This is a genomic window from Jiella soli, assembly GCF_020615385.1.
Taxonomy (GTDB): Bacteria; Pseudomonadota; Alphaproteobacteria; order Rhizobiales; family Rhizobiaceae; genus VKMB-3413.
The window spans coordinates 1-25,214 of record NZ_JAJAVB010000022.1 but is presented as its reverse complement, the minus strand read 5'-3'; the positions used below and the strand labels follow the sequence as shown (position 1 = coordinate 25,214).

The following is a 25,214-nucleotide window of genomic DNA, read 5'->3' as shown; positions in this document are numbered from 1 at the left end:
CCGACACCGGACGGGGGACGCCTGCCCGGTCGGCCGCTCTTCGGTTCCGGAAGATCAGGAAGAACAGGATGCAGCAGGTATGAGCTCCACGCAGGTTCGCCAGGAACTGGCCGGGAAGAAGCAGGCGGGCGGGCGCTCGCTGGAATCCGGCATGCTCCTTCTGCGATACAGCCACGTCATCAGCTTCGTCGCGCTGTTCGTCATCGCGAGCCTGATCTCGCCCTATTTCCTCGACCTCACCAACCTCTTCAACGTGGTGCGCGGCGCCTCGATGAGCGGTGTCGTGGCGATCGGCATGACCGTCGTCATCCTGTGCCGCGGCATCGATCTCTCGGCCGGCTCGCTGGTCGGCGTGTCGGCCGTCACGGCCGCCGCCGCCGCGCAGTACGGATCGCCGATCGCCTGGGCGATGGCGCTGCTGTTCTGCACCATCCTCGGTCTCGTCAACGGTTTCATCATCACGAAGCTGAAGATGCAGCCCTTCATCGCCACGCTGGCGATGATGATCTTCGCGCGCGGTTGCGTGTATCTTTATTCCGATGGCGGCGACGTCTATGCGAGCGGCGCCGACGCCGTGTTCCGGTGGCTCGGATCGGGATACGTCCTCGGCGTGCCGGTGCCCGTCTTGCTGTTCGTCGGCATCTGGTTGCTGTTCGTCTACGTGATGCACAACACGCGCTGGGGCCGCCACGTCTACGCCGTCGGCGCGAACGAGGAGGCGGCGCGCGTCTACGGGATCCCCGTCGACCGCATCAAGATGCAGGTCTACGCCCTTTCGGGCTTCCTCGCCGGTGTCGGCGGCCTGCTTCTGGTCAGCCGCGTCTCGGTCGCCGAGGCCAATGCGGGCAATCTCTTCGAGCTCGATGCCATCGCGGCCGTGCTGATCGGCGGAACCGCGTTCGACGGCGGCGTCGGCGGCGTGGCCGGGACCATCCTCGGCGTCTTGGTACTCGCCATGATCACCAATCTTTTGAACCTGTTGGGCGTGTCGTCCTTCGTCCAGATGCTGGCGATGGGCGTGATCATCGTGGTCGCCGTGGTGGTCAGCGACCTGCGCAACCGCAAGGCTTGAACGTCGTCAAGAAGGAGGAGCTGTGATGACCGATTCCAAGAAGAATGTTCACCCCAACCGCCGCGGGGTGTTGAAGGCGGGTGCCGGCCTCGGCCTGGCGGGCCTGGCAACGCCGTTCATCCTGCGCTCGGCTTTCGCTGCGGACGGCCTCGCAGGCAAGACCATCGGCTTTTCGCAGTCCTACGGCACCGACGAATGGCTGCAGGTCCAGCGCAGCGACGTCTTGGCCAGCGCCAAGCAGAAGGGTCTCGACGTCCTCGACATGGACGCGCGGGACAAGCCCTCGCAGGAGATCCGCAATCTCGAGGATCTCGCGACGCGCGGCGTCGCCGCAGTGATCATGATCACCTATTACCCCGACGCCATCGGCCCGGGCATCCAGGCGCTCAACGACGCCAACATCCCGATCATCGTGATGTCGTCGTCGTTGAACAAGGGGCAGAAATTCGCCTGCCATCTGGCCGCCGACACCTACGGTACGGCACAGAAGGCCGGCGCCTACTACATCGACCGGCTCGGCGCCAAAGGCAATTGCGTCCACATCAAGGGCAAGCCCGGATCGGTGGTCAGCCAGGCGCGCGGCAATGGATGGGTCGAGGCTCTGAAGAAGCAGCCCGGCATGAAGATCGCCGCCGAGGGCATCGGCAATTATTCGCGCTCGGAAGCGCTCAAGCTGATGGAAGACTTCCTGCGCGCCAACCGCAGCATCGACGCGGTCTACTGCCACAACGACAACATGGCGAAGGGCGCGCTGCAGGCCATCGAGGAGGCCGGGCGCGAGAAGGAGATGTTCGTCACCGGCTTTGACGGCATCGCCATCGAGACGTTCAAGATGATCAAGGAGGGCCGCCTCGCAGGAACCTTCGTCTACCCGACCTTCGGCGGCGAGGCCGTCGAGGTCACCGCCCGCATCCTGCAGGGGCAGGAGGTTCCCGAAGAGATCGTGTTTCCGTCGCCGATGATCAACCGGCAGAACATCGACGAGTTCTACGACGCGGAGAACGAGAAACGCCTCGTCCCCAAGGTCGACCTCGAGGCGCTGGGTCTCTGATCCCGGGCATCTCCAAAGTGGCGGGCCCGTGCGACAGGTCGCGGGTCCGCGACGCGACGTTTTCCTACAAGAGGTGTCCATGACCGTTTCCGCGAACGCGAATCCCGGGCAGGGCGGCGCTGCGACCGAGCGTTCCGCCGACCCCTTCGTCAGGATTCGCGGCCTGACCAAGAAGTACGGCGGCCATTTCGCCAACGACTCCATCAATCTCGACATCTATCCGAACGAGGTTCTCGCGCTCGTCGGCGACAATGGCGCGGGCAAGTCGACCTTCATCAAGATGATCTCGGGCGTGCACAGGCCGACATCCGGCTCGATCCGCATCGACGGGCGCGACAGGGACCTCCACAGCCCACAGGAAGCGCGCAATGCCGGTATCGAGACGCTGCACCAGAATCTCGCGCTGGTCGACGTCTTCACCGTGCAGGAAAACATCTTCATGGGGCGCGAACTGCAGCGCCGCATCGCCGGCGTGGTTCCCGCGCTGGATCATGCGGAGATGCGCCGGCGGACCGAGGCGCTCTTCGAGGAACTCGGCCTTCCCAAGCCGGACCTGACGCGTCCCGTGCGCGCCCTGTCCGGCGGCCAGAGGCAGGCCGTCGGCATCGCCCGGCTGCTTCTCGATTCCGACGTTCGCCTTCTCATCATGGACGAGCCGATGGCGGCGCTGGGGGTCGAGGAGAGCCGGCTGGTGCTCGACCTGATCGAACGGCTCAAGGCGCGCGGCTTCGCCGTGCTGATCATCTCGCACAATCTCGACCACGTCTTCCAGATCGCCGACCGGATCGCGATCCTGAAGACGGGACGCATGGTCGGAGCCGTCGAGCGCGACGAGGTGGAGCACGACGTGCTCGTGCACACGATCGTGGGCGGACGCCTGCCCGAGCACCTCTCGCACAGAAACGCGGAGCATCTTGCATGAAGACGAAGCTGATGACGGCGGCCGAGGCCGTCGGTCGCATTCCGAACGGCGCTTCCCTCGCACTGGGCGGTTCGCTGTTCAGGCGCCAGCCGATGGCCTTCGTCCACGAGATGGTTCGGCAGGACAAGCGCGATCTTGCGCTTCTGACATGGGCGACGACCCTTGCCACCGACATGCTGGCCGCCGCCGGCGCGGTCCGGCGCTGGGACGGAATCTATGCCGGCTTCTTCCGGCTCGGCCTCGCGCCGAATTTCCGCCGCGCCGTCGAGGCCGGGGAGATCGAGACGCACGATTATTCCGAGAGCGCCATGGTCGCGCGCTTCAGGGCGAAGGCCATGGGGCTCGATTTCCTGCCGAACAAGGCTTTGCTCGGCACCGGCATGGCGGACAAGAGCCCGGGCGAGATCAAGCGCATGACATGCCCGTTCACCGGCAAGCCGGTTCTGGCGCTGAGGGCCGCGGACGCCGATTTCACCGTTCTGCACGGCTATGTCGCGGACGAGTTCGGGAACGTGCAATGGCCGATCGTGCGCGACAGCGACGACATCGACCAGATGATGGCATCGGCCTCGCGCCGGCTCTTCGTCTCCGTCGAGCGCATCGTGCCGCATGCCGAGATCGTGAGGCGACCGGCGCTGACCTACATCCCGCACACCCTCGTCGAAGGCATCGTTCATGCGCCGCGCGGTGCCTATCCGACGGCCACCGACGGCTTCTACGACGAGGACGAGAAGGCCCTTCGCGACTGGCTCGACGTGGCGCGCGAGGGCCGTTCGCGCGCCTGGCTCGACGAGAACATTCGCCCTCTGGCCGATCATGACGCGTATCTCGCCAGCCAGGGAGGAGAGGCGGCGCTTTCCCGTTTGGATGTGCGTGAAAGGGAGTATGCCTGATGGACGAACGCCTCGCATCCACGGACTATTCCACGGAAGAACTGATGATCGCGGCGATCGCGGCCGAACTGCGCGAGAGCGAACTCGGCTTCGTCGGACTGGGTACGGCCGCGCGCGCCTATACGCTCGCCGTCGGGATTCCGATCGCCGCCGCCAGGCTCGCGCAGATGACGCATGCGCCGGGCTTCTCCATCTACTGGGGGAACCTGCTCACGCCGTCGCTCGAAGGGATCCCCGAAGCCGTCCTCCAGGACGTCTACACGCGCTGGCCGGCCGCGGCCTCCCCGGTGGACGTCGGCTACAAGATCGACATGGTGACGGCGGGCCGGTTCGACGTCAGCTTCGAAAGCGCCCCGCAGGTCGACCGCTACGGCAATCTCAACATCACCGAGATCGGGAATACGGGCGAGCCGCCGAAGGTTCGCCTCGTGGGCTGTCTGGCGCAGACCGAGCATCTCGCGTTCATTCGCCGGCCGATCATCGTGACGGATCTCGGCCGGCGCTCCTTCGTGGAACGCGTCGACTTCGTCACCTCGTTCGGCCATGCCCGCGACGGCGAGAGCCGTGCGGACGTCGGGCTGCCCGGGCCGGGACCCGAGCTCTGCGTGACCGACAAGGCGATCTTCGACTTTCGAACTTCCGACGGCTCGATGCGATTGCGCTCCCTCCATCCGGGCACGAGCGTCGAGGAGGTTCTCGATCTGATGTCGTTCGAGCCGGCGATCGACGGTGAGGTTCCCACGACGCCTGCACCTTCGCGCGTGGTGGTGGCGCTGATCCGCGGGGAAATCGATCCGCACGGAATATTGACCGCAGGACGGTCGGAAGACAGCAATCGATGAGCAAATCAATCCTCGCGGGGATCAAGGTTCTTGATCTCTCACGTTTCATCGCCGGGCCGCACTGCGCGATGATTCTGGGCGACATGGGCGCCGACGTCATCAAGATCGAGAAGGCCGGTGTCGGCGACGACAGCCGCCATCTGCCGCCGTTCCAGGGCGGCGAAAGCTTCTACATGCTGGCGCTGAACCGGAACAAGCGCTCGATCACCATGAACTTCCGCTCGCCCGAGGCGCAGGAGATGCTGCGGGAGATGGCGGCCAAGGCGGACGTCGTGATCGAGAACTTCCGCCCCGGTACGATGGAGGCGATGGGCTGCGGCTGGGAGGTCCTGCACGAGATCAATCCGCGCCTCGTCATGACGCGCTTGTCCGGCTTCGGGCAGGATGGCCCTGGCGCGATGCGGCCGGGTTTCGACGGCATCGCGCAGGCGATGAGTGGCCTGATGTCGCTGACCGGCGACCCGGAGGGGCCGCCAATGCTCGCCGGCACCTTCTACATCGACTACATGACGGCGATGTACGCCGCGACCGCGACGCTGGGCGCGCTGCTCTCACGCAGGGACTCCGGCGAGGGGCAGATGGTCGACGTCTCCCTGCTCGAAAGCGCGACGGCGCTGCTGACGACGGCGCTCGGCAGCCAGACGCATCGCAACGAGACGCTGCACCGCATGGGCAACCGCGACCGGTATTCCGCGCCGGCCAACGTGTTCCGCACGGCCTCGGACGATCACGTGCTGATGCTGTCGGGGACCAACGGCCTGTTCAAGCGGCTTTGCGGGATGATGGAGCGCCCGGACCTCCTGGAAGACGAGCGCTTTTCGAGCGTTCACCAGCGCATGGAAAATGTCGAGGCGATCGAGGCCGAGGTGGCCGCCTGGTTCGGCGCGCGCGACACCGAGACGGTGTTGGCGAGGCTCGAGGAGGCCGGCCTGCCGCATGCCAAGGTCGCCACGCCCGCGGACGTGATCGACAATCCGCAGCTCAGGCATCGCAACCAGATCCTGGAGATCGAACATCCGAAGGCCGGGCGCTTCACCACGCCGGGCCTGACGATGCACCTGTCGCAGACCCCACCCTCGGTGCGCCGCCACCCGCCGAGCCTCGGCGAGCACACCGACGAGGTTCTCGCCGAATGGTTCGGCTATGATGCCGACCGGATCGCCCGTCTGCGCGGCGACGGCGTCGTCTGATTTTCTCGGGAGCTCTCCGCGCGGTTCGGTCAACCAAGGCCCGCGCGGCGGCTCAGCGCGATGTCCATCAGCCGGCGAGCCCCGAGCCTTTCAAGATAGGCCATATGGTCGCCGGGCGCCTCGACCCAGCGGCCGAGCCAGTCGGCAAGGGAGGCCTCGGCCGCACCGGCGGCGCAAAACGCGGCGAGCGCCTCCTCGTCCGGGCGATACCGGTTGGAAAAGCCGGTCGGGTGCGCGCCGTAAGGCGCTTCCACCACCATCGCCACCTCCTCGGCTCGCAGGGCCAGATCCTGCGGGCGGGCCGCGATGGTGCGGCGACTGACGATCTGCTCGACGGTGACGATCACCTTTCGCGCCGCCCGAGCCAGAACGATGTCTGCCGGAATCGCGTCCCGCCTGCCCTCGACGATGAGGACGTTTCCGTGTTCGTCCGCCGCATCGGCATGGATCACGGAGATATCGGGGTGGAGCGCCGGGACGGTTCGCACGGCTTTCCCCGTGAGGGGATCGGCGACGGGACTTGCCAACTCGTCCCCGCTCCCATCGGCGAGCGGCAGAAATGGCAGGCCCATCGCGGCCGCGTGCAATCGTGCGAACACGGCTTGCTGCGAGGCGCCGATGCCGTTCCGGTCGCTCGGAAAAAGGTCCTGGCCGCGGACCGCGCCGACCGGAAGGCATTCGGCCCGGCCGCAACCGGAGCGGATCAGAAGCTCGGCGGCAAAGCCGCGATAATGACCGGCCAGCCGGAGATCGCGGCGGCCATGGCGGATCAGTTCCGCGCAGAGCGCCGCCGGCTGGCCTCGGTCGTCGCCGCCGAGGGCCAGAAGCGTCCCGTTCTCGATCAGGCCCGCGGCGTCGGCGAGAGTTGCGACCTTGTCTTGCGCGCTCACGTCACTCGTCCTGCAGTTTCACATAGGTTCCGGCCGGATCGATGCGCCGCAGAAGGGCGAGCGTCTCGGCGTCGGGAGCCGCGTCCGTCACGATCTCGCCGGGATCCTCCAGCCGGAAGCCGATCTCGGCCTGGATCTGGTCGGGCGTGAAGCCGGGAAACAGGCGCTCGACGCGCATGCGCAGGGTCGCCGGGTGAAAGCCGAGAACGCCCATATCGGTGATGACGCGGACCGGCCCGTCGCCGGGCAGTCCGGCTTGCCGGCGCGCGCCGGGGCCGGTGAGGTGGCCGGGCGTCGTCAGATAGTTCAGACTTTCGACGAACCGCCGGCGACCGGCCCTTGCGATGACGACAGTGCGGGCGGCCATGGAGGCGATGTCGTTGGCGCCGCCCGAGCCGGGCAGCCGCACCTTCGGCCGGCGATAGTCGCCGATCGCGGTGGAGTTGAGATTGCCGTAGGCGTCGATTTCGGCGGTCCCGAGGAAGCCGAGATCAACCCTGCCCTGCTGAAGAAGGGTGAGGGCGGCGCGCGTTCCGCGGATGGCGGACGCGCCGTAGGCCAGCCGGTACTCGCCGACGCCGGTGGCCAGTTCCAGCGGCGCGGGATCGATGATGCCGGACTCGAAGACCAGCGTGACGCTCGGGGCATGCGTCGCCTTGGCGAGATAGGCCGCGACCATCGGCAGCCCGGTGCCGATGAAGGCGACCTCGCCGTCATTGATCTCGCGCGCGGCGGCGATCGCCATCAAGGCATCGCGGCTCATGCTGCGTCCTTCGCCGGACGATAGCCGAGCGCGGGATCCGATCGCAGGGCGAGGAGCCGGGCGACACCCGCGCGACCCAGCCAGTCCCAATGGTCGGCCGGACCCCGCAGATGCTCCTCGATCCATCTCGCGCACGAAGCCGGGTCGCGCGACGCCTGGTAGTAGTCGTCGAGGAAGCCCATGTCCGGATCGTGATAGCCATACATGCCGGTCGGCCAGGCGCCGTAGGGCAGGTGGACGAGCGCATCGACGTAGAAGCCCGAGATCAAGGTGGCCGCAGGGTTGGCGGCGATCTCGCCGGGCTCGACAATCTCCTCGACCGTCACGATAACGGTTTTCGCGGCGGCAGCCTGTTCCGCCAGCACGGCGGTGGCGCCGTCGAGTTGCGTGTTGCCGCAGGCGTCGGCGCGCGCAGCGTGAATGATCGCGACGTCGGGCCTGAGCGGCGAGGTCACCGCAACCGGCTCGCCCCCGAAGGGAGATTTGATGATCTGGATCTTCTCTTCGGGCCGCTCGATGCCACCTGTCGTGGCGATGTCGGTCCCGCCCTGGGAGAGCATCGGTATGAAAGGCAGCCGCTCGGCGGCCGCGACGAAGCGCATGACCATGCCGAAATGGCTGTGATCCTCGGTTGCGATCTCGCCGGCCTCGATGCCCTCGGAAAAGCGGCGGCAGCGGCCGAATCCTTCGAACATGAAGTTCGAGAACCACGCCTTGTCGAGCATGCCGGCTGCAGCCAGCCATTCGGCGACCCAGCACTCCGCCACGCCCATGATGGCGAGATCGCGCCGGCCCTCTGCGATCAGGGCGCGCAGGAAGCCGAGCGGCTGGTGCGAATGGGCGAAGCCGCCGGCGGTGATGGAACAGCCGTCCGGCACGAGGCGGACGGCTTCCTCCAGGGAGACCCGCTTGTCCTTCACCTCAGGCGGCCTCGATATGACGCTCGCGGGCGCCGGTGATCAGCGAGACGAGATCGTCCCCGGTCGCCGTCCTGGTCGACAGATCGCCCACCTTCTCGCCGCGGCGCAGCACGATCGCGCGGTCCGACATCGCCAGCGCCATGGGCATCTGATGGGTGATCAAAACGATGGCGACCCCGGCCGCCTGCAGCGAACGCACGGCTTCCATCGCGCGCTCGGTCTCCTGCACGCCGAGGGCCGCCGTCGGCTCGTCCAGCAAGACCAGCGAACTCGACCACAGTTTGGTGCGCGCCAGCGAAACCGCCTGGCGCTGGCCGCCCGACAGACCGAGGACCTTGGCCTTCGTCGAGGGGACATTGATGGTCAGGCCGTGCAGGGCTTCCTTGGCCCGGCGGTGCATCCGGCGCTTTGCGAGGAAGCGGAAGGGGCCGCCACCCACCGTCTGTTCCCGGCCGAGGAAGATGTTCTCCGCGACCGACAGATTGTTGCAGAGGCCGAGGTCCTGGTAGACGGTTTCGATGCCGAGGGCCCGGGCCGCGTCCGTCGAGGCAAAGCGGACCGGCCGGCCGGCGAACGCCATCTCGCCGCCGCTCGGCTGGATCGCCCCGGAGATCAGCTTCACCAGGGTCGACTTGCCGGCGCCGTTGTCGCCCACCAGCGCCACGGTCTCGCCGGGCATGATATCCAGGTCGACGCCGCGCAAGGCTTGCACCGCGCCGTAATGCTTGCTGAGGCCGCGGATCCGCAGCAGCGGCTCCGATGTCGACTGTGGCATGGTTTCGCTCACTCCGTCGTCCTCCCGAGTTGCGGCGACAGTGGATGGGCGGCGGTCATCGATCGTCGCGGACGTTGATAAAAACGTTTCTACGGACTACGCAAGATTCTCATGGTCTGTCAATACAGCGGGGACCGGATGCCGGATCAGAAGAAGGTGACGATCAAGGATGTCGCGCGGGAAACGGGACTGGCGCTGTCGACGGTGTCGAACGCCCTCGCGGGCAAGTCGATGGTCAGGCCGGAAACCCGCGCCATCGTCATGGAAGCCGCCGACCGCCTCGGCTATCGGGCTTCGATCGTCGCGCGCTCGCTTCGGGCGCAGCGCAGCTTCGCCCTCGGCGTCCTGATCGAGGACGTCGCCAACCCCTCTTCCTCGGCATTCGTGCGCGGGGTCGAGGATGTCGCCAACGCAGCGGGATGCACCATTCTGCTCGCCGATACCGACGGTAGCCTGGAGCGCCAGGTCGACGCGATGCGGGCGCTCATCGATCGCCGGGTGGACGGGCTCGTCCTGATTTCCCAGCATCTCGAGGACGAGCGCGTCCGGGAGATGCTGCGCGGCGGCCCGCCGGTGGTGCTCCTCCAGCGCCGCGATCCGGTCCTGGATCTGGACTATGTCGGCTCGGACAATGTCGGCGGCGTCAAGGAGGCGATGCATTTCGTGGGCCGCCTCGGTCATTCGCGCGTCGGCTTCGTCACCGGGCCGCTGGGCTCCAGCTCGGCGCGCGAGCGGCTCCAGACCTATCGGGAGACGGCCGAAGAGCTGGGCTTCCGCGAGACCGAGGAGCTGATCTACCACGGGCGCTACAGCTTCGACGTGGGGCTTGAAGCGGCCAATTTCTTCGCCGGGCTTCGAGAGCCGCCCACCTGCATCTTCGCCAGCAACGACATGAATGCGATCGGACTGATCCAGGGGCTTTCGGAGAGGGGCCTCTCGGTCCCGAAGGACATTTCCGTCGTCGGGCTCGACGACATCGCGCTCGCGCGCATCAAGGCGCTCGACCTGACCACGATCCGCCTGGAGAAACGCGCGATGGGCGAGGAGGCGGCGCGGCTCGTTCTGCGCCGCGTCGCGGCCCCGCAGCGGCCGACAGCCTGCGTCATCCTGCCGACCCGGCTCATCGTGCGAGGGACCACGGCCCAGCCTCGCGCCGACTGACGCGCTTGCCTCTTGACCCGGCGCGTCCATGGCTGTAGCAGAGCATCGAAACGTTTTTATTTTTTTAGCACGTTTCGCAGAGACCATTGCCAGTCGGGAGGAGACCATGGGCAAGTTCAGGTTCGCGGCCGCAGCAATTGCGGTGGCCGCATCGCTTTCCGCCGGCGCGGTTCAGGCGCGGCAGATTTCGATCGGATCCATCATCTACGCACGGGATTCGCAGTTCTGGCAGCAAGTCGAGAAGGGCATGCAAGACGCCGCCAAGAAGTACGACGTCGATCTCGCCGTCAGCCTCAACCAGCGCCAGCTGTCGACGGAAGCGCAGGTCGTGGAGAACTTCATGACGCGGCAGGTCGATGCGATCATCATGCCGCCGCTCGACGCCCAGGCTTCGATGGCGGCGGCGCGGCGCGCGGCCAAGCAGGGCGTCACCGTCATCGACTACGATGCGCCCTTCAATGACCCGGGCATCGCCAAGCACACGATCGGCGTCGACAGCTTCGAGCTCGCCGCCGAGGTCACCGCCAAGATGCGCGAGTCTCTGGACGAGAAGGGCGGCGGCAAGGTCGCGCTGATCACGCTGCCGCCGACGAACCCTAACATGAAGGTTCGTCGCGACGGCGCGATGTCGAACCTGAAGGGCGACGATATCGAGGTCGTCAGCGAGGTCGCCGCGGCGACGCCGGACGCGGGCGCCTCCGCGCTCGAGACCATCCTGCAGCGCACGCCGGACATTTCCGCCGTGTGGGCCTCCAATTCGGGATCGCTGTCCGGCTCGGCGGCTGCCGCAAAGCGCATCAAGAGCGACGTCAAGCTATACGGCGTCGACATGAGCGTGGAGCTTGCCAAGGCGATGCTCGACCCGAACGGCAAGGTCTATGCCGTGTCCGACCAGCAGCCCTACAAGGTCGGCTATTCGGCCGTCGAGACGGCGGTGCAGAGCCTGACCGGCAAGAACCCGCCGCGCAAGGTTCTCGTGCCGGTGAAGGTCTACAGCCGCGACGATCCGAAGGACGTGCAGTCCTATATCGACTTCGTCGAATCGCTCGGCAAGTAACCGCCGTCCTGCCGGGCGCGGCGGCCGTTCCCGCCCTCCGCGCCCGATCGTCTTCCCCAAATCCACGAAGAGTTCCGCCATGGCGAAGATCTCGACCATGCCGCGTCAGGCCGCGCCGGCCGGTTCGCGCATGGACCTTTCCGACTACCGGGCGGAACTCGGCGTCGCCGTCGCGCTCGCGGCGATGTGCGTGCTGTTCGCCGTCACCGTTCCGAACTTCCTGTCGACCGGGAATTTCGTCACCCTCCTGCAACAGACTTCCGTGGTTGCGATCATCGCCGTCGGGATGACGATGGTGATCATCACGGGCGAGATCGACCTGTCGGTCGGTTCCCAGGTCGGCCTGGCGGGGACGGTCTTCGCGATCCTCACGGTGAAGCTCGGCGTTCCGATGGTTCTTTCGGCGCTCATCGTCTTCGCCGAGGCCGCGGTCGTCGGCATCTTCATCGGTGCGCTGCGGGTCGTCTGGGGCATCCCGACTTTCATTACCACGCTCGGCCTGCTTTCCGCGCTGCGCGGCGTCGCCTTCTTCATTTCCGACGGCATCACCGTCGGTCCCATGCCCGAGGTCATCGGCAATGTCTGGTACGGCGAATTTCTCGCCCTTCCCGTGCCGATATGGGTGATGATCCTCGTCGTCGCCCTCGGCTGGCTCGTTCTGTCGACCATGCCGTTCGGCCGGCATCTCTACGCCATCGGCGGGGATGCGGAGACAGCGCGCCGCTACGGCGTCAAGGTCTGGCGCCTGCGCATCGCCGTGATGGTCGTCGTTCAACTGCTCGCCGCGCTGGGCGGCATGATGCTCGTCGGCCGGCTGAACGCGGCAAGCCCCACGGTCGGCGAACTGATGGAACTCGACGTGATCGCCGCGGTGATCGTCGGCGGCACGCTCCTCTCGGGCGGCAAGGGCCGGATCATCGGCACCGTCCTCGGCGTGCTCTTCGTGGCGGTGCTGCGCAACGGCATGGTGCTGAACGGCATCCAGCCGGTGATCTTCCTGATCGCGCAGGGCACCGTGATCATCCTCGCCGTCTGGTGGTCGATGCTGCGCGGAAGGTCGGAACCATGAGCAAATCCCGCTCCAAACTCGTCAGCGCCGCGCAGGCCGCTGCAAGCGTACCGGACGGGGCGCGGATCGGCTTCGGCGGCTTCGCGGTCTACCAGAAGCCGATGGGCTTCGTGCGCGAGCTCGTTCGCCAGAAGAAGAAGGGGCTGACCGTCATAGGTTCCGCCCAGTCCTACGAAGTCGACCTGCTCGCCGCCGTCGGCGCCGTCGACGCCGTCGAGACCTCCTATGTCGGGCTCGAGGCGTTCGGCATGGCGCGTCATTTCCGCCGTGCCGTCGAGGCCGGTCGGCTGAAGGTCGTCGACTATCCGGAGATGGTGAGCTGGGATCGCTTCCGGGCCAATCAGGAGGCCCTGCCGTTCTGGCCGGTGCCCTTTCTCGGGGGGCTCGACATTCTCACCACCAACAGCGCCATCAAGAAGTTCGACTGCCCGCTGACGGGGCGCATCATGTATGCGGTGCCTGCGGCCAATCCGGACGTCGTGGTGATCCATGCGCTCGCCTGCGACGAGCGCGGCAACGTGGTGACGCCTGCCAAGCACCTGCTGCCGCAGGCGAACGACGTGTTGCTCGCGCGCTCCTGCGACCGGGTGATCGTCACCGCGGAGAAGATCGTCGACAACGCCTTCATCCGGCGGCACGCGGACCAGGTGCAGATCCCGTCCTATCGCGTCGAGGCGGTGGTGGAGATGCCCTGGGGCGCGCACCCGACGCCGGCGCTTGGCGCCTACCACGCCGACAGGGACGCCTACGCCGCATGGGTGGCGACGGCCGCCGACGAGGCAGCCCTTCAATTATGGCTCGACCGCCACGTGCGCGTCGCTGGCAACGACGACTATCTCGACGCTGTCGGCGGGGCCCGCCTTGCCCGATTGATCGACCTCGGAGACCTGACATGAGCGATCGATTGGCACCCGCCTCGCTGTACGAGGCGCTCGCCTGCGTGCTCGCCGACGACATGCGCGATCGCGAGGTCGGCTTCACCGGCCTTCTCACCGGGGAGGCGGCGGCGATCTGGGGCACGGGCATTCCCGTCGTCGCGATGGAACTCGCGCGCCTGACGCATGCGCCCGACCTGACGATGCTCTTGGCCGGCTGCTACCACAATCCCGATCTTTCGGTCCTCGACCGCATGCCCGACTGCGAGCACGACGCGCAATTGCGCGACCTGCCGGCCGAAGCGCGAACCCGCGACTATCCGGGGCAGTGGGCGCTCAAGCGCGGCGACGTGACCTTCGGGTTTTCCTCCGCGGTACAGGTCGACCGGGTCGGCAACATCAATTCCGTCTGCATCGGCGACCACAGCCGTCCGAAGGTGCGCCTCGTCGGGCCGATCCTGCAGCCCGAGCACATGACGTGCTTTCGTCGGGAGTACGTAATGATGCCGCGCCACGAGCGCCGTTGCTTTGTCGAACGGGTGGATTTCGTCTCCGGCGTCGGCTTTCCCGGCGGCCGCAAGGGCCGCGAAGCGCTCGGCCTTGACTGGGGTGGTCCCCGCTTCGTCATGACTCCGCTTTGCATCTTCGATTTCGACGAGGATGCGGGAGCGATGAAGGTTCGCAGCATCCACCCCGGCGTCGATCGGGAGAAGCTACAGGCCGAAACGGGCTTCGATCTCGGCCCGCTCGACACCATCCCCGAAACACCCCTGCCCAATGCAGAACGCTTGCGCCTCATTCGAGAGGTCGTCGATCCGCGCTGCCTATTGCTTCCCAGAGGCAGCAAGGCGGCGGGAGCCCCCACTACCGGAGTTGCCCAATGAACGCATCCACCACGGCAGGCGCCAATACGACCGGTGCCCATCTCTTCGCCGGAGCCCTAAAGCGCCACGGCGTCGAGGTCGTCTTCGGACAGTCAATCCCTTCCGCCTTCTTCCTGGCCGCCCCCGACTACGGGATTCGGCAGATCGGTTACCGGACCGAGAATGCCGGCGCTGCGATGGCGGATGCCTATGCGCGCGTTTCCAACAAGGTGCCGGTCGTCACCGGCCAGAACGGACCCGCAGCGACGCTTCTCGTCGCCGGCCTCGCGGAAGCCTACAAGGCATCGATTCCGGTCGTGGCGCTGGTCCAGGACGTGCATCGCAAGATGACCGACCGGAACGCTTTCCAGGAACTCGACCATCTCGACCTCTTCAAAGGTGTGGCCAAGTGGATCCGCCGCGTGAGCGAAGCCGAGCGGATCGAGGACTACGTCGACATGGCGTTCACCGCGGCCGCGTCCGGGCGGCCGGGTCCGGCGGTGCTCATCGCGCCGATCGACCTCTTCGACGAGGTCGTCGGGCGCAGCGAACACGAGCGACAGACGAATCTCGGTCATTTTCCCCTCGACCGCAGCGGGCCGGACCCTGACGCGATCGAGCGGGCCGCGGAGCTTCTCGCCACGGCCGAGAGACCGCTGATCGTCGCCGGCGGCGGCGTCCATGTCTCGGCCGCTTGCGAGGCCCTCGCCAAGCTCCAGGAGAGCGCCTCTCTGCCCGTTGCGACGACGGCCATGGGCAAGGGCACTGTCGGCGAGGCCCATCCCCTTTCCCTCGGACCTGTCGGCTATTTCATGGGGACGCGGGGGCGTGGCAAGTTCCTCCGCTCGATGGTCGAGGAAGCCGACGTGGTTCTGCTCGTCGGCAACCGCACCAACCAGAACGGCACCGACAGCTGGCAGCTCTATCCGCGCGGCGCGCGCTACATCCAGATCGACATCGATCCCCAGGAGATCGGCCGGACTTACGAGGTGGACGTTCGGATCGTCGCGGATGCGCGGCTCGCGCTCGAAGCGCTCTCGGAGCGGATGGCAAAGAGCGATCTCTCCAAGCGCGAGCGGGAGCGCAAGACGGTCGAGGCGAGAATAGCCGACGGTCTGCGCCAGCATAGAGAAGAAGTCGCTCGAGTCGTCGATATGGACAAGGCGCCGGTTCGTCCGGAGCGGCTGATGCGCGATCTGAACGGGCTTCTACGTCCCGACGACATCGTCGTCGCGGATGCCAGCTATTCGTCGATCTGGGTCGCGAACTTCCTCGACGCACAGCGGGGTGGCCAGCGATTCATCACTCCGCGCGGTCTCGCCGGTCTCGGCTGGGGACTGCCGTTTGCGATCGGTGCCAAGGTGGCGCGGCCCGAGGCGCGCGTCGTGGGCCTGGTCGGCGACGGCGGCTTCGCTCACGTCTGGTCCGAGCTCGAAACGGCGCGGCGCATGGGCGTCGCCGTGACGATCATCGTCCTCAACAACCAGATCCTCGGCTACCAGAAACATGCCGAGAAGGTCATCTGGGGCGACCATTCGGATGTCGTCAACTTCACCTCGGTCGATCATGCGGCGATTGCCCGCGCCTGCGGCGTCGAGGGCGTTCGCGTCGAGACGTCAGACCAGTTCCTGCCGGCGCTGAAGACCGCGCTCGCTTCCGGTTCCTCGACCGTCATCGACGTCGTGACCGACGAGCGGGCCTACCCCCCGGTAACGATCTTCGAGAATGCCGAACGGCTGAACTACTGAAGGATAGGGGAGGACTGCCCAATGAAGAAGCTTCTGAATGATCCTTCGGCGTATGTCGAAGAGATGCTGGCGGGACTGGTGGCCGCCCATCCCGAACTCACCCTCGGCGGCGAAAGCGGGCGCTGCGTCGCGCTCGCCGAACCGGCCCGCAGCGGCAAGGTGGGCATCGCGACGGGGGGCGGTTCGGGCCATCTGCCGCTGTTCACCGGCTATGTCGGCCAGGGCCTGGTCGATGCCTGCGCGATCGGAAACGTCTTCGAAGGTCCGGGCGCGCAGTCCTGCATCGACGCGATCCGGGCAGCGAACGGCGGTGCCGGCGTGCTCTGCCTCTACGGCAATTACGGCGGCGACCGGATGAATTTCGACATGGCCTGCGAGATGGCCGGGATGGAGGACATTGCCTGCGAGACCGTCCTCGGCGCGGACGACGTAGCGAGCGCGGTACCGGAATCGGCAGAAAAGCGACGTGGTGTCGCCGGTATCGTGCTTCTCTACAAGGCGGCGGGCGCGGCCGCAGAGGAGGGCCGCGACCTCGCCGGCGTCGCGAAGGCCGCGCGCAAGGCGGGGGCCGCGACGCGCTCCATCGGCGTGGCGCTGTCGCCCTGCCGGGTGCCGACGGCGGATGCGCCGAATTTCGAGATCGGCGCCGATGAAATGGAAATGGGCATGGGCATCCATGGCGAGCCGGGCATCTGGCGCGCGCCGCTCGCGGCAGCCGACACGGTCGCTGACGAGATGCTCGACCGCCTTCTTGCAGAGCTTTCACCGGGTCGCGGAAGTCGTGTCGTTCCGCTCGTCAACGGGCTCGGCGCGACGCCGCTCGAAGAGCTTTTCATCCTCTACCGCCGGGTCGCGGAGCGTCTGGCGGACGCCGGCATCACACCGGTTTCGCCGCTCGTGGGCAATTTCGTCACCTCGATGGAGATGGCCGGGGCCTCGCTCTCGTTGATGGTGCTCGACGACGAGTTGGAGGCCCTTATCAAGGCGCCGGCCTCGTGCCCGTTCTGGAGGGTCGCCGCGTGACTATGACGACGCACGACCTGGCGGGGTTCGTCGCGCAAGCGAACGAAGCCGTCCAGCAGGAAGAGCAGCGCCTGAACGCCGCCGACGCGAAGCTCGGCGACGGCGATACGGGCTCGATGCTGCGCCGCGTGCTTGCGGCCATGGCGAAGGTCGACGTCGCGGGCGCGGCCGGCCTGTCCGAGGCGGCGATGGCGCTCGCACAGGCGGCGATGAAGGAGACCGGGTCCAGTCTCGGCACGCTCGTCGCCACCGCCGCGATGACCTTCGCGAAGGAAGCCAAGGCGGCAGGCAACAGGATCGAGGCGGACGACATGGGGCGCGTCGTCTCGGCGATGTGCGACGCCGTGGCATCGCGCGGGCGCGCTGCGACCGGCGACAAGACCGTCATCGACAGCCTCGACGCGATCGCGAGAGCGTTGAGCGCGGGCCCAGCCACGCTCGCCGGCGCAGAGAGGGCCGCGCGCGACGCGCTCGACGCGTTCAGGGCCCTGCCCTGCAAGGTGGGGCGGGCGCGCATGTTTCCCGAAAAGAGTACCGGCGCCGACGATCCGGGAATGCTCGCGATCGCCCTCCTGCTGGCGCAGGGCCCACGGGCAGAAGCTTGAACCGTCACGAGGGAGGACACAATCATGACGACCGACACCCGGAACGAGACGCCCTGGCGCGATCTTACCGACCCCCGCCGCGCGGGCGACTTCGACGATCTGGAAGCCGGGCTGAAGGACCCGGTCTTCGAGAACCTCGACATTCCCGAGAGCTTCGGACCGATCACCATCACGGTCGACGATCACAAGATCAAGCGCTTCGCATTCACGCAGGATGATTACAATCCGTGGTCGCTTGAGGGCAGCCCCTTCGGCGGGAAGCGGATCGGCCAAGCCTGCCTTCTCGGAAACGACCTCGTCCAGCTCTTCACGTTGAAATACGCCGGCTCGAAGACGGTCGGCTTTCACACGGAAGAGCAGATGTGGTTCGAGAACCCCGTCTTCCTCGGCGAGAAAGTCACGCTGTCGGGAGAATATGTGGAGGCTTTCGAGCGTCGCGGCCAAGGCTATGTCGTGATGGAAGCGCGCGCCGTCGGTGAGGACGGGCGCACGATCATCCGTCACAGGGGCGTGGAGATCCTGCGCACCGTGCCCGGCGCGATCGCCGGTCGCGGCAGCGGCACGCCCGAGCGCCGGGTCAGCGGCGATCTGGTCGAAGGTGCCCGCCAGGTCGAGAGCATCGGCCCCGATACCGCAATCGGCGACGAACTGGTGCCGCTCTCCAAGGTCATCACCGCCGAGCAGACCGCGGTCTTCTCCCGGATCGGAGAATACGTTCGCAACACGCACAGCGATTTCCTCGTGGCCAGAGCCGGCCAGCTGCGCATGCCGATCGTGCAAGGCCAGCAGCAGGTAGGGGTGTTGGGAGAGTTCCTGACCCGGGCCTTCGGCGCGGCATGGTTCACCAGCGGCTGGCTCCAGGTGAAGTTCATCAACACGCTCGAGGTCTTCGAGCCGATCCGTGTCTACGGAAAGGTCGTCGGCATCGAGACCGACAAGAACGGCCGGCCGCAGGCGGAACTGGAAGTCTGGATCCGCCGCGCCTCGGACCAGAAGCCGACCACGGTCGGCTGGGCGCGCGGCCCGATCCCGGCGTGACCACGGGGGCCGGGAGGTGGCCCCGACGTCGCGCGATGCGTGCCATCGCGCCCTAGCGTGCAGGAAAGATCCAACAGAAGAGGAGGATACGGAAATGAACCTGAAACTGCTTAGCCGGACCAAGAGGTCCGCCATCGTGGCCGTGGCCGCGACGATGCTCGCCCCGCTTTCGGGTCCGGCCGCGGCCGAGACCTACACGATGAAGCTGTCGAATCTTTATCCCGAAAACCACCCGATGTGCATCGAGACGCACAACTTCGCCAAGTTCGTCGACGAGGGCACGAATGGCGACGTGAAGATCGAGGTCTACTGCAACAACCAGCTGGGCGACGAACGCGAGGCTTCGGAAGCGGTTCGGCGCGGCTCGATCGACATGGTGATGAGCGGCGGCGGCGGCATCGGCCGCTTCATTCCCGAACTCTACATGCTGGAACTGCCGTTCCTCTATCCCCAGACCCGCGACATCAATGACGTGACCTGGGCGCTTTTGGACGACATCAACGCGCTGGCGAACGCCAAGGGCTACGAGATGCTCGGCTTCGGCTACGAGGGCCCGCGCAGCGTCAACTCGGTCAAATCCTTCGACACGCTGGCCGGTATGACGGACTACAAGCTCCGCATTCCCGAGGCCCCGCTCTACGTCGGAATGGCCAAGGCGCTGGGCGCTGTCCCCACGCCCACGGCCTTTTCCGAGGCCTACACCTCGCTCCAGACGGGCGTTGCCGACGGCATGGAGTCCGGGCCGTCGACCACCTACAACAACAAGTTCTACGAGGTCGCGCCCTACTACGTCATGACGCGGCACATCGTGAATCCCTGCTATCTCGCCATCAACCTCGAGCTCTTCGAATCGCTGCCGCCGGAGTACCAGGCGGTGATGAAGGCCGCCGGCAAGAAGGCCACGGACATCATGCTCGATGACGTCCTCGCCTCCAATGACGAGGTCATCGCGAAGATGAAGAAGGAGGGCCTCGAGATCGTCGAACTCGCGCCCGGCGAGGCCGAGAAATTCCGCGACAGGCTGGCCCCCTTCTCCGCGGCATATGCCGAGAAGGTGGGGCCCCAGGCGGAGGCGCTGCTGAAGCGCATTCACGAGGTCATGCCTAAGGACTGAGTCAGGCCGCGAAGGGCGGCGCGCGATGCGCCGCCCCAGCTGCTCCGACCATTTCCGCAACTGGCCTGGCGCAGCGCGCTAAGGGAGCGATCGAATGCCAATTCTGACGAAAGTGCTCAAGCCGGTCATCGTCTTCCTGTTCCTGGCCATGACGCTGATCACCTTTCTCGCCACGCTGGCACGGATGTTTCCGGCCCTGCCGAGCCTCTACTGGGCGGGCGAAGCGACCCGCTATCTCAATTTCTGGGTCACCTGCCTCGGCATCGGCGTCGCCCTGCAGACCGGATCCCACTTCACTCTCACGATGCTGACCGAACGGCTCTCGACGCGATCGCAGCGCATCCTCGCGGTGATCAGCCACCTGGTCGTCACGATCCTCTTCGCGGTGATGATCTACTACGGCGTGCAGATGATCACCTGGAACTTCGACCAGTTCTCTGCGGCGATGGAGGTGCCTATGGCCTATGTCTACATGGGGATCCCGATCTGCGGCGTGCTTGTCGTCCTGCAGACCCTCTATTCGCTTCTGCGCATCGTCACCGGCAGGGATAGCGGCCAGCCGGCCACGGGTGACACGCCATGACGATCGCGATCCTCTTTGTGTGCTTCTTCCTGCTGATCGCGATCGGAACGCCGATCGCCTTCGCCATCGGCGCGGCATCGCTGTTCATCATTGCGATCGATCCCGGTATGATTGCCTATATCGTGACATCCAAGTTCTTCTCGGGCATCGATTCCTTCACGCTCCTGGCAATCCCGTTCTTCATCTTCGCCGGCGAGCTTTGCACCGACAGCGGCCTGACGGCGCGGATCGTCCGGTTCTCCCATGTGCTCGTGGGGCGGTTCTTCCGCGTCGGGCTGGCCTATGTGAACATCCTCTCCAGCATGATCTTCGCCGGGGTTTCCGGTTCGATCACCGCCGACAGTGCCGCAATGGGGTCGCTCCTGATCCCGTCGATGAAGAAGGCGGGATACGACGCCGACTACGCCGTCGCCGTGACCGCGACCTCGGGCACGATCGGGGCCCTGATCCCGCCAAGCATCCTGATGGTTCTCTACGGCTCCCTGACCAGCCTGTCCGTCGGGCAGCTCTTTCTGGGCGGCATCGTTCCCGGCTTCCTGTTCGGCGCGTCCCTGATCGTCGTCGCCACCATAGTCGGGCGGCTGCGGGGCTATGATTTCCGCGGGGCCGAAGCGGCAATGACCAGCAACACCCCCTACTGGCTCGAGCTCCTGGTCTCGTTCCGCGATGCCTCGATCGCGCTGATCATCCCTCTGATCATCATCGGGGGAATCGTCGGGGGCTTCGCGACACCGACCGAGGCCGGCGTTCTGGCCGTTGCCTGCGCGATGATCGCCGGGCTGTTCTTCTACGGGACGCTGACGGCGAAGAAGATCTATGACGCCGCCTTCCGCAGCGCGATCCTGACCGCGGTGGTGATGGCGATCATCGCGTTCTCGACGCTGTTTTCCGACATCCTGACCCGGTACAATTTCCAGGACTGGCTCCTGCACGCCATCGGGATGGCCAGCGACAACCGCTATGTCCACCTGTCCCTCATCATGACGATGTTGTTCGTGATGGGCTTCGTCCTCGACGTCACGGCGATGCTCATCATGTTCGCCGCGCCGCTGGCGGCGATTGGCCATCTTCTGGGGTTCGACCCGATCCACTACGGCGTGATCATCGTGATGGTCTCGCTCCTCGGCGCCTGTACGCCGCCCGTCGGAACGCTCCTGTTCATAGGCTGCAGCATCGCGGGAATACCCCTGACCAGCGTGGTCAGGGTCACCGCCTGCTTTGTCGGCGTCCAGTTCCTCGTGTGCCTGCTTTTGATGTTCGTGCCTCAGGCCATCACCTTCGTGCCCAGCCTCGTCTTCGGCAGATAGCCCGCCCACGGCGGCACTCTCCGACCCTCGATTCCCAGCGTGAGAACCATGCAAGCATTGCAAAACCTCAAGGTCCTGGACCTGTCCCGCTACATTGCCGGCCCGAATTGCGGGATGATCCTCGGCGACATGGGCGCCGACGTCGTCAAGGTCGAAACCCCCGGCCGCGGCGAGGAAACGCGCCTCCTGGACCCGAAGATCGGGGAGCACGGCATCTACACGCTGGTGTTCAATCGCAACAAGCGGGCCATGACGCTGAACTTCAGGTCACAGGCCGGCCAGGAGTTGTTGCGCAAGCTGATCCGCGAGGCCGATGTCCTGATCGAGAACTTTCGGCCGGGGACCCTCGAAAAGATGGGATGCGACTGGGAAACCCTGCATGCCATGAACGAGAGGCTGATCATGGTCAGGATCTCGGGCTATGGGCAGACCGGCCCATGGACCAAGAAGCCCTGTTTCGACGCGATCGCCCAGGCCGGCGGCGGTATCATGCAACTGACCGGAGAAGAGGGCGGCGAACCGCTGCCCGCCGGGACGTTCATCGTCGATTACGTCACCTCCCTCTACGCCTCGATCGGCGTTCTCTCGGCCGTCGAAGCGCGGCACAGCACCGGCGAGGGGCAGCTGGTGGACCTTGCCATGCTGGACTGCACCACGTCGCTCCTGATGACCGCCATTCCGGAATACGCTCTCACCGGAAAGGAATTGACGAGGTGCGGTGCCCGCGACCGCTATTCCTCCCCGGCCAGCAATTTCGAATGCGGCGACGGGCGGTGGGTGCATATCAACGCCGGCAGCGACGCCCTCTTTCCCCGCTTCGCCAAGGCGACAGGCCACGCCTCGCTTCTGGAGGACGACCGCTTCGCTTCGAACGCAGAACGTCTGAAGCGAGTGCCGGAGGTGGAAGCGATCGTGTCCGGCTGGACATCGACCCGCGCCTCGGAGGAGGTCATCGAGATCATGGCGGAGGCCGGCGTTCCCTGCGCGCGCATCGACCGGATCGGAGAGATATTTGCTAACGAACAGCTTCGGTCACGCGGTCAGATCATGGAGGTCGAAAGCGCGGCCTACGGCAAGCTGACCATGGCAGGCATCCCCATTCAGCTCAGCGAAACGCCCGGGAAGCTGCGCCACGCGCCGCCGGTCGTGGGCGAACATACAGATGAAGTCCTGAAGGACTGGCTGAAGCTCGACAATGCCGGCGTCGCGGCGCTTCGTGAGAGCAAAGCTGTCTGAACCAGATCGGGCGTTTGACCGCGCCGCACTCGTCCACCCGTCGACGCTTTGTGCAGCAAAGCGGCGGACGAACAGGAAATATACCATGAGACACACCGTGACCGAGTTATCCAGCCTTCTGAAAGATCCCGACCTTCTGGCGATCCGTGGATATGTCGGCGGCGAATGGGCCGATGCCGAGGATGGGGCGACGTTCGAGGTGACGAACCCGGCGCGCGGCGACGTCGTCGCGAGCGTCGCGGACCTGTCCCGTGCGCAGGCCGAGCAGGCCATCGACGCCGCCTATACGGCGCAGAAGGATTGGGCGAAGTGGACCGGCAAGGAGCGGGCCGGCGTGCTGCGCAAATGGTTCGACCTAATGGTCGAGCATGCCGACGATTTGGCGACCATCCTGACCGCTGAACAGGGCAAGCCGCTCGCTGAAGCCAAGGGCGAGATCCTCTACGGCGCCTCCTTCATCGAATGGTTCGCCGAGGAGGCAAAGCGGCTGTACGGCGAGACCGTTCCCGGCCACCAGCGCGACAAGCGGATCGTGGTGATCCGCCAGCCGATCGGCGTCGCGGCGTCGATCACGCCCTGGAACTTTCCCAACGCGATGATCACCCGCAAGGCCGGCCCGGCGCTGGCCGCGGGCTGCGCCTTCGTCGCACGGCCCGCCGCCGAGACGCCGCTCTCGGCATTGGCGCTGGGGGTTCTGGCCGATCGCGCCGGCATTCCGAAGGGCGTACTGTCCATAATCCCTTCGTCGCGCTCCTCCGAGATCGGCAAGGAGTTCTGCGAGAACCCGAAGGTCCGCAAGCTGACATTCACGGGCTCGACCGAAGTCGGCCGCATTCTGCTGCGCCAGGCCGCCGACCAAGTGATGAAATGCTCGATGGAACTGGGGGGCAACGCGCCCTTCATCGTCTTCGACGACGCCGACATCGACAGCGCTGTCGAGGGCGCGATCATCTGCAAGTTCCGCAACAATGGCCAGACCTGCGTCTGCGCCAACCGGATCTATGTCCAGGCCGGGGTCTATGACATCTTCGCCGAGAAGTTGGGCGTGGCACTGGCGAGGATGAAGGTCGGGGACGGGCTGAGCGAGGAAGTCTCCTTCGGCCCGCTGATCAATGCGGGGGCAGTCGCGAAGGTCGAGGAGCACCTCAAGGACGCCGAAGCCAGAGGCGGCAAGGTGGTCATGGGCGGCCACCGGCACGAGCGGGGTGGCACGTTCTTCGAGCCGACCATCGTCACCGGCGCGACGCGGGACATGGCGTTCTCGCAGGAGGAGACCTTCGGCCCGCTCGCGCCGCTGTTCAAGTTCGAGACGGTGGATGAGGTGATAGAGCTAGCCAACGACACGATTTTCGGGCTGGCGTCTTATTTCTACGCCAAGGACATGAGTCGGGTTTGGAAGGTCGCGGAAGCTCTGGAATACGGCATGGTCGGAATCAATACCGGCCTGATTTCGACCGAGGTTGCGCCCTTCGGCGGCGTCAAGCAATCCGGCTTGGGACGCGAGGGCTCGCGGCACGGCATGGATGAGTTCACCGAGATCAAATACCTTTGTCTGTCCGTCTGAACGGACACAGATGCCGGCTTGCTCAAACCCTGCAGCGGCCTCACCAAATAATAGGCGCCACCGGGCATGATCGGGTGATTGTGGAAGACACCCAGCCGCTCCTCCCGAACGAGGTCACTGGTGTTCGCGCTCCATCCGAGCATCACTCCCATTCCCGCCAACGCTGCCTGTGTCGCTTGTACCTGATCGCCGAAAGAGAGATCCCCTTTCCGGTCATGCGGCAGTCCGGTCGCGTCGAAATATTCGCCCCAGCCAGGCGAAAAGCCCTCGTCGGTCTCAACGTGAAGGAGGGTAGCTGCTGAGAAAATTTCCGGAGCCAAGACGTTCAATGGTCTTTGGGCTACAGAGGGGGATCATCCGCTCACTAAAGAGCGGTTCAGACTTGCCGTCCGGCCAATCGCCTGCGCCATACCGGATCAGCAGGTCGACTTCGGCCGTAAACCGCGGGGTTGTGGATGTCAGCACAACCCGCACGACAATGTCGGGATGCTGAGCGTAGAATTCAGCCAGACGCGGCATTAGCCAGTACGTCCCAGTACAGACAGTGCAGGCGACCGTGACGACATTCTGATCAGCTTGCTCTAGGTTGCGTCTGCATTCAGGGATTCCGCTTTACCTTGGAATTTGATTCAAGATCGCAAACGGAGAGCGAT

Annotated in this window: 25 protein-coding genes; 20 read left to right on the top strand and 5 right to left on the bottom strand. The window is 65.8% G+C overall.

Features of this window, described 5'->3' with window-relative positions:
* The first annotated feature begins 79 nt into the window (after positions 1 to 79).
* The 6 genes from LH400_RS11655 (at position 80) to LH400_RS11630 (ending at position 5,970) form a co-directional block, all read left to right on the top strand.
* Positions 80 to 1,072 carry an ABC transporter permease gene (locus LH400_RS11655; RefSeq protein WP_229152855.1) on the top strand — a complete coding sequence of 331 codons (993 nt, stop codon included), beginning with the start codon at positions 80 to 82 and terminating at the stop codon, positions 1,070 to 1,072.
* Between the two features lie 25 nt (positions 1,073 to 1,097).
* Positions 1,098 to 2,123 (top strand): substrate-binding domain-containing protein, encoded by a 1,026-nt coding sequence (locus LH400_RS11650; protein WP_229152854.1) that lies wholly within the window; start codon positions 1,098 to 1,100, stop codon positions 2,121 to 2,123.
* 79 nt (positions 2,124 to 2,202) lie between these two features.
* On the top strand, positions 2,203 to 3,045 hold the full coding sequence (locus tag LH400_RS11645) for an ATP-binding cassette domain-containing protein (RefSeq protein ID WP_229152853.1): 843 nt from the start codon (positions 2,203 to 2,205) through the stop codon (positions 3,043 to 3,045).
* Positions 3,042 to 3,938 (top strand): CoA transferase subunit A, encoded by an 897-nt coding sequence (locus LH400_RS11640; RefSeq protein ID WP_229152852.1) that lies wholly within the window; start codon positions 3,042 to 3,044, stop codon positions 3,936 to 3,938. The genes LH400_RS11645 and LH400_RS11640 overlap by 4 nt, the downstream gene beginning before the upstream one ends.
* Positions 3,938 to 4,780: a hypothetical protein gene (locus tag LH400_RS11635; RefSeq protein WP_229152851.1), complete on the top strand. Its 843-nt coding sequence runs from the start codon at positions 3,938 to 3,940 to the stop codon at positions 4,778 to 4,780. Before LH400_RS11640 ends, LH400_RS11635 begins: the two co-directional genes overlap by 1 nt.
* Positions 4,777 to 5,970 (top strand): CaiB/BaiF CoA transferase family protein, encoded by a 1,194-nt coding sequence (locus tag LH400_RS11630; protein WP_229152850.1) that lies wholly within the window; start codon positions 4,777 to 4,779, stop codon positions 5,968 to 5,970. Before LH400_RS11635 ends, LH400_RS11630 begins: the two co-directional genes overlap by 4 nt.
* 29 nt (positions 5,971 to 5,999) lie before the next feature.
* Here LH400_RS11630 and LH400_RS11625 read toward each other — a convergent pair whose 3' ends face one another.
* Genes LH400_RS11625 through LH400_RS11610 form a run of 4 tightly spaced genes read right to left on the bottom strand, consistent with a single transcriptional unit; the run spans position 6,000 to position 9,330 of the window.
* A complete protein-coding gene (locus LH400_RS11625; RefSeq protein ID WP_229152849.1) occupies positions 6,000 to 6,860 on the bottom strand; it encodes a CoA transferase subunit A in 861 nt (286 codons plus the stop codon).
* A gap of 1 nt (position 6,861) precedes the next feature.
* The gene (locus LH400_RS11620; protein WP_229152848.1) at positions 6,862 to 7,623 is read right to left on the bottom strand and encodes a CoA-transferase subunit beta; all 762 of its coding nucleotides are present in this window, start codon (positions 7,621 to 7,623) and stop codon (positions 6,862 to 6,864) included.
* The gene (locus LH400_RS11615; RefSeq protein WP_229152847.1) at positions 7,620 to 8,543 is read right to left on the bottom strand and encodes a CoA transferase subunit A; all 924 of its coding nucleotides are present in this window, start codon (positions 8,541 to 8,543) and stop codon (positions 7,620 to 7,622) included. The genes LH400_RS11620 and LH400_RS11615 overlap by 4 nt, the downstream gene beginning before the upstream one ends.
* Position 8,544: 1 nt before the next feature.
* A complete protein-coding gene (locus tag LH400_RS11610) occupies positions 8,545 to 9,330 on the bottom strand; it encodes an ATP-binding cassette domain-containing protein (RefSeq protein ID WP_229152846.1) in 786 nt (261 codons plus the stop codon).
* A 126-nt stretch (positions 9,331 to 9,456) separates the two neighbouring features.
* On the opposite strand from LH400_RS11610, the gene LH400_RS11605 reads away from it, so the two are divergent.
* From LH400_RS11605 to LH400_RS11540, 14 genes are all read left to right on the top strand, one after another.
* Positions 9,457 to 10,479, top strand: a complete 1,023-nt coding sequence (locus LH400_RS11605; protein WP_229152845.1) for a LacI family DNA-binding transcriptional regulator — start codon at positions 9,457 to 9,459, stop codon at positions 10,477 to 10,479.
* 106 nt (positions 10,480 to 10,585) lie between these two features.
* On the top strand, positions 10,586 to 11,536 hold the full coding sequence (locus LH400_RS11600; RefSeq protein ID WP_229152844.1) for a sugar ABC transporter substrate-binding protein: 951 nt from the start codon (positions 10,586 to 10,588) through the stop codon (positions 11,534 to 11,536).
* Between the two features lie 79 nt (positions 11,537 to 11,615).
* The gene (locus LH400_RS11595) at positions 11,616 to 12,605 is read left to right on the top strand and encodes an ABC transporter permease (protein ID WP_229152843.1); all 990 of its coding nucleotides are present in this window, start codon (positions 11,616 to 11,618) and stop codon (positions 12,603 to 12,605) included.
* Complete coding sequence (locus LH400_RS11590) at positions 12,602 to 13,501, top strand: CoA transferase subunit A (RefSeq protein WP_229152842.1); 900 nt, start codon at positions 12,602 to 12,604, stop codon at positions 13,499 to 13,501. The genes LH400_RS11595 and LH400_RS11590 overlap by 4 nt, the downstream gene beginning before the upstream one ends.
* Positions 13,498 to 14,364: a hypothetical protein gene (locus LH400_RS11585; protein WP_229152841.1), complete on the top strand. Its 867-nt coding sequence runs from the start codon at positions 13,498 to 13,500 to the stop codon at positions 14,362 to 14,364. Before LH400_RS11590 ends, LH400_RS11585 begins: the two co-directional genes overlap by 4 nt.
* Positions 14,361 to 16,091: an acetolactate synthase catalytic subunit gene (locus tag LH400_RS11580; RefSeq protein ID WP_229152840.1), complete on the top strand. Its 1,731-nt coding sequence runs from the start codon at positions 14,361 to 14,363 to the stop codon at positions 16,089 to 16,091. Before LH400_RS11585 ends, LH400_RS11580 begins: the two co-directional genes overlap by 4 nt.
* Positions 16,092 to 16,112: 21 nt before the next feature.
* Positions 16,113 to 17,114 carry a dihydroxyacetone kinase subunit DhaK gene (locus LH400_RS11575; RefSeq protein WP_229152839.1) on the top strand — a complete coding sequence of 334 codons (1,002 nt, stop codon included), beginning with the start codon at positions 16,113 to 16,115 and terminating at the stop codon, positions 17,112 to 17,114.
* A gap of 2 nt (positions 17,115 to 17,116) precedes the next feature.
* Positions 17,117 to 17,719 (top strand): DAK2 domain-containing protein, encoded by a 603-nt coding sequence (locus tag LH400_RS11570; protein WP_229153168.1) that lies wholly within the window; start codon positions 17,117 to 17,119, stop codon positions 17,717 to 17,719.
* Positions 17,720 to 17,743: 24 nt separating this feature from the next.
* Positions 17,744 to 18,757 (top strand): MaoC family dehydratase, encoded by a 1,014-nt coding sequence (locus tag LH400_RS11565; RefSeq protein ID WP_229152838.1) that lies wholly within the window; start codon positions 17,744 to 17,746, stop codon positions 18,755 to 18,757.
* 94 nt (positions 18,758 to 18,851) lie between these two features.
* The gene (locus tag LH400_RS11560; RefSeq protein WP_229152837.1) at positions 18,852 to 19,871 is read left to right on the top strand and encodes a TRAP transporter substrate-binding protein; all 1,020 of its coding nucleotides are present in this window, start codon (positions 18,852 to 18,854) and stop codon (positions 19,869 to 19,871) included.
* 94 nt (positions 19,872 to 19,965) lie between these two features.
* Positions 19,966 to 20,454 carry a TRAP transporter small permease gene (locus LH400_RS11555; protein ID WP_229152836.1) on the top strand — a complete coding sequence of 163 codons (489 nt, stop codon included), beginning with the start codon at positions 19,966 to 19,968 and terminating at the stop codon, positions 20,452 to 20,454.
* Positions 20,451 to 21,761, top strand: a complete 1,311-nt coding sequence (locus LH400_RS11550; RefSeq protein ID WP_229152835.1) for a TRAP transporter large permease — start codon at positions 20,451 to 20,453, stop codon at positions 21,759 to 21,761. The genes LH400_RS11555 and LH400_RS11550 overlap by 4 nt, the downstream gene beginning before the upstream one ends.
* A 48-nt stretch (positions 21,762 to 21,809) precedes the next feature.
* Positions 21,810 to 22,997, top strand: a complete 1,188-nt coding sequence (locus LH400_RS11545; protein WP_229152834.1) for a CaiB/BaiF CoA transferase family protein — start codon at positions 21,810 to 21,812, stop codon at positions 22,995 to 22,997.
* Between the two features lie 85 nt (positions 22,998 to 23,082).
* A complete protein-coding gene (locus LH400_RS11540) occupies positions 23,083 to 24,561 on the top strand; it encodes an NAD-dependent succinate-semialdehyde dehydrogenase (protein ID WP_229152833.1) in 1,479 nt (492 codons plus the stop codon).
* A 276-nt stretch (positions 24,562 to 24,837) separates the two neighbouring features.
* Here the strand turns inward: LH400_RS11540 and LH400_RS26355 are convergent, their stop codons facing one another.
* Positions 24,838 to 25,167 (bottom strand): LysR substrate-binding domain-containing protein, encoded by a 330-nt coding sequence (locus LH400_RS26355; protein WP_370638386.1) that lies wholly within the window; start codon positions 25,165 to 25,167, stop codon positions 24,838 to 24,840.
* Positions 25,168 to 25,214 lie beyond the last annotated feature (47 nt).

Coding starts and splice junctions, on each gene's coding strand:
- LH400_RS11655 (WP_229152855.1), top strand. CDS start 80: ATGAGCTCCACGCAGGTTCGCCAGGAACTGGCCGGGAAGAAGCAGGCG.
- LH400_RS11650 (WP_229152854.1), top strand. CDS start 1,098: ATGACCGATTCCAAGAAGAATGTTCACCCCAACCGCCGCGGGGTGTTG.
- LH400_RS11645 (WP_229152853.1), top strand. CDS start 2,203: ATGACCGTTTCCGCGAACGCGAATCCCGGGCAGGGCGGCGCTGCGACC.
- LH400_RS11640 (WP_229152852.1), top strand. CDS start 3,042: ATGAAGACGAAGCTGATGACGGCGGCCGAGGCCGTCGGTCGCATTCCG.
- LH400_RS11635 (WP_229152851.1), top strand. CDS start 3,938: ATGGACGAACGCCTCGCATCCACGGACTATTCCACGGAAGAACTGATG.
- LH400_RS11630 (WP_229152850.1), top strand. CDS start 4,777: ATGAGCAAATCAATCCTCGCGGGGATCAAGGTTCTTGATCTCTCACGT.
- LH400_RS11620 (WP_229152848.1), bottom strand. CDS start 7,623: ATGAGCCGCGATGCCTTGATGGCGATCGCCGCCGCGCGCGAGATCAAT.
- LH400_RS11605 (WP_229152845.1), top strand. CDS start 9,457: ATGCCGGATCAGAAGAAGGTGACGATCAAGGATGTCGCGCGGGAAACG.
- LH400_RS11600 (WP_229152844.1), top strand. CDS start 10,586: ATGGGCAAGTTCAGGTTCGCGGCCGCAGCAATTGCGGTGGCCGCATCG.
- LH400_RS11595 (WP_229152843.1), top strand. CDS start 11,616: ATGGCGAAGATCTCGACCATGCCGCGTCAGGCCGCGCCGGCCGGTTCG.
- LH400_RS11590 (WP_229152842.1), top strand. CDS start 12,602: ATGAGCAAATCCCGCTCCAAACTCGTCAGCGCCGCGCAGGCCGCTGCA.
- LH400_RS11585 (WP_229152841.1), top strand. CDS start 13,498: ATGAGCGATCGATTGGCACCCGCCTCGCTGTACGAGGCGCTCGCCTGC.
- LH400_RS11580 (WP_229152840.1), top strand. CDS start 14,361: ATGAACGCATCCACCACGGCAGGCGCCAATACGACCGGTGCCCATCTC.
- LH400_RS11575 (WP_229152839.1), top strand. CDS start 16,113: ATGAAGAAGCTTCTGAATGATCCTTCGGCGTATGTCGAAGAGATGCTG.
- LH400_RS11570 (WP_229153168.1), top strand. CDS start 17,117: ATGACGACGCACGACCTGGCGGGGTTCGTCGCGCAAGCGAACGAAGCC.
- LH400_RS11565 (WP_229152838.1), top strand. CDS start 17,744: ATGACGACCGACACCCGGAACGAGACGCCCTGGCGCGATCTTACCGAC.
- LH400_RS11560 (WP_229152837.1), top strand. CDS start 18,852: ATGAACCTGAAACTGCTTAGCCGGACCAAGAGGTCCGCCATCGTGGCC.
- LH400_RS11555 (WP_229152836.1), top strand. CDS start 19,966: ATGCCAATTCTGACGAAAGTGCTCAAGCCGGTCATCGTCTTCCTGTTC.
- LH400_RS11550 (WP_229152835.1), top strand. CDS start 20,451: ATGACGATCGCGATCCTCTTTGTGTGCTTCTTCCTGCTGATCGCGATC.
- LH400_RS11545 (WP_229152834.1), top strand. CDS start 21,810: ATGCAAGCATTGCAAAACCTCAAGGTCCTGGACCTGTCCCGCTACATT.
- LH400_RS11540 (WP_229152833.1), top strand. CDS start 23,083: ATGAGACACACCGTGACCGAGTTATCCAGCCTTCTGAAAGATCCCGAC.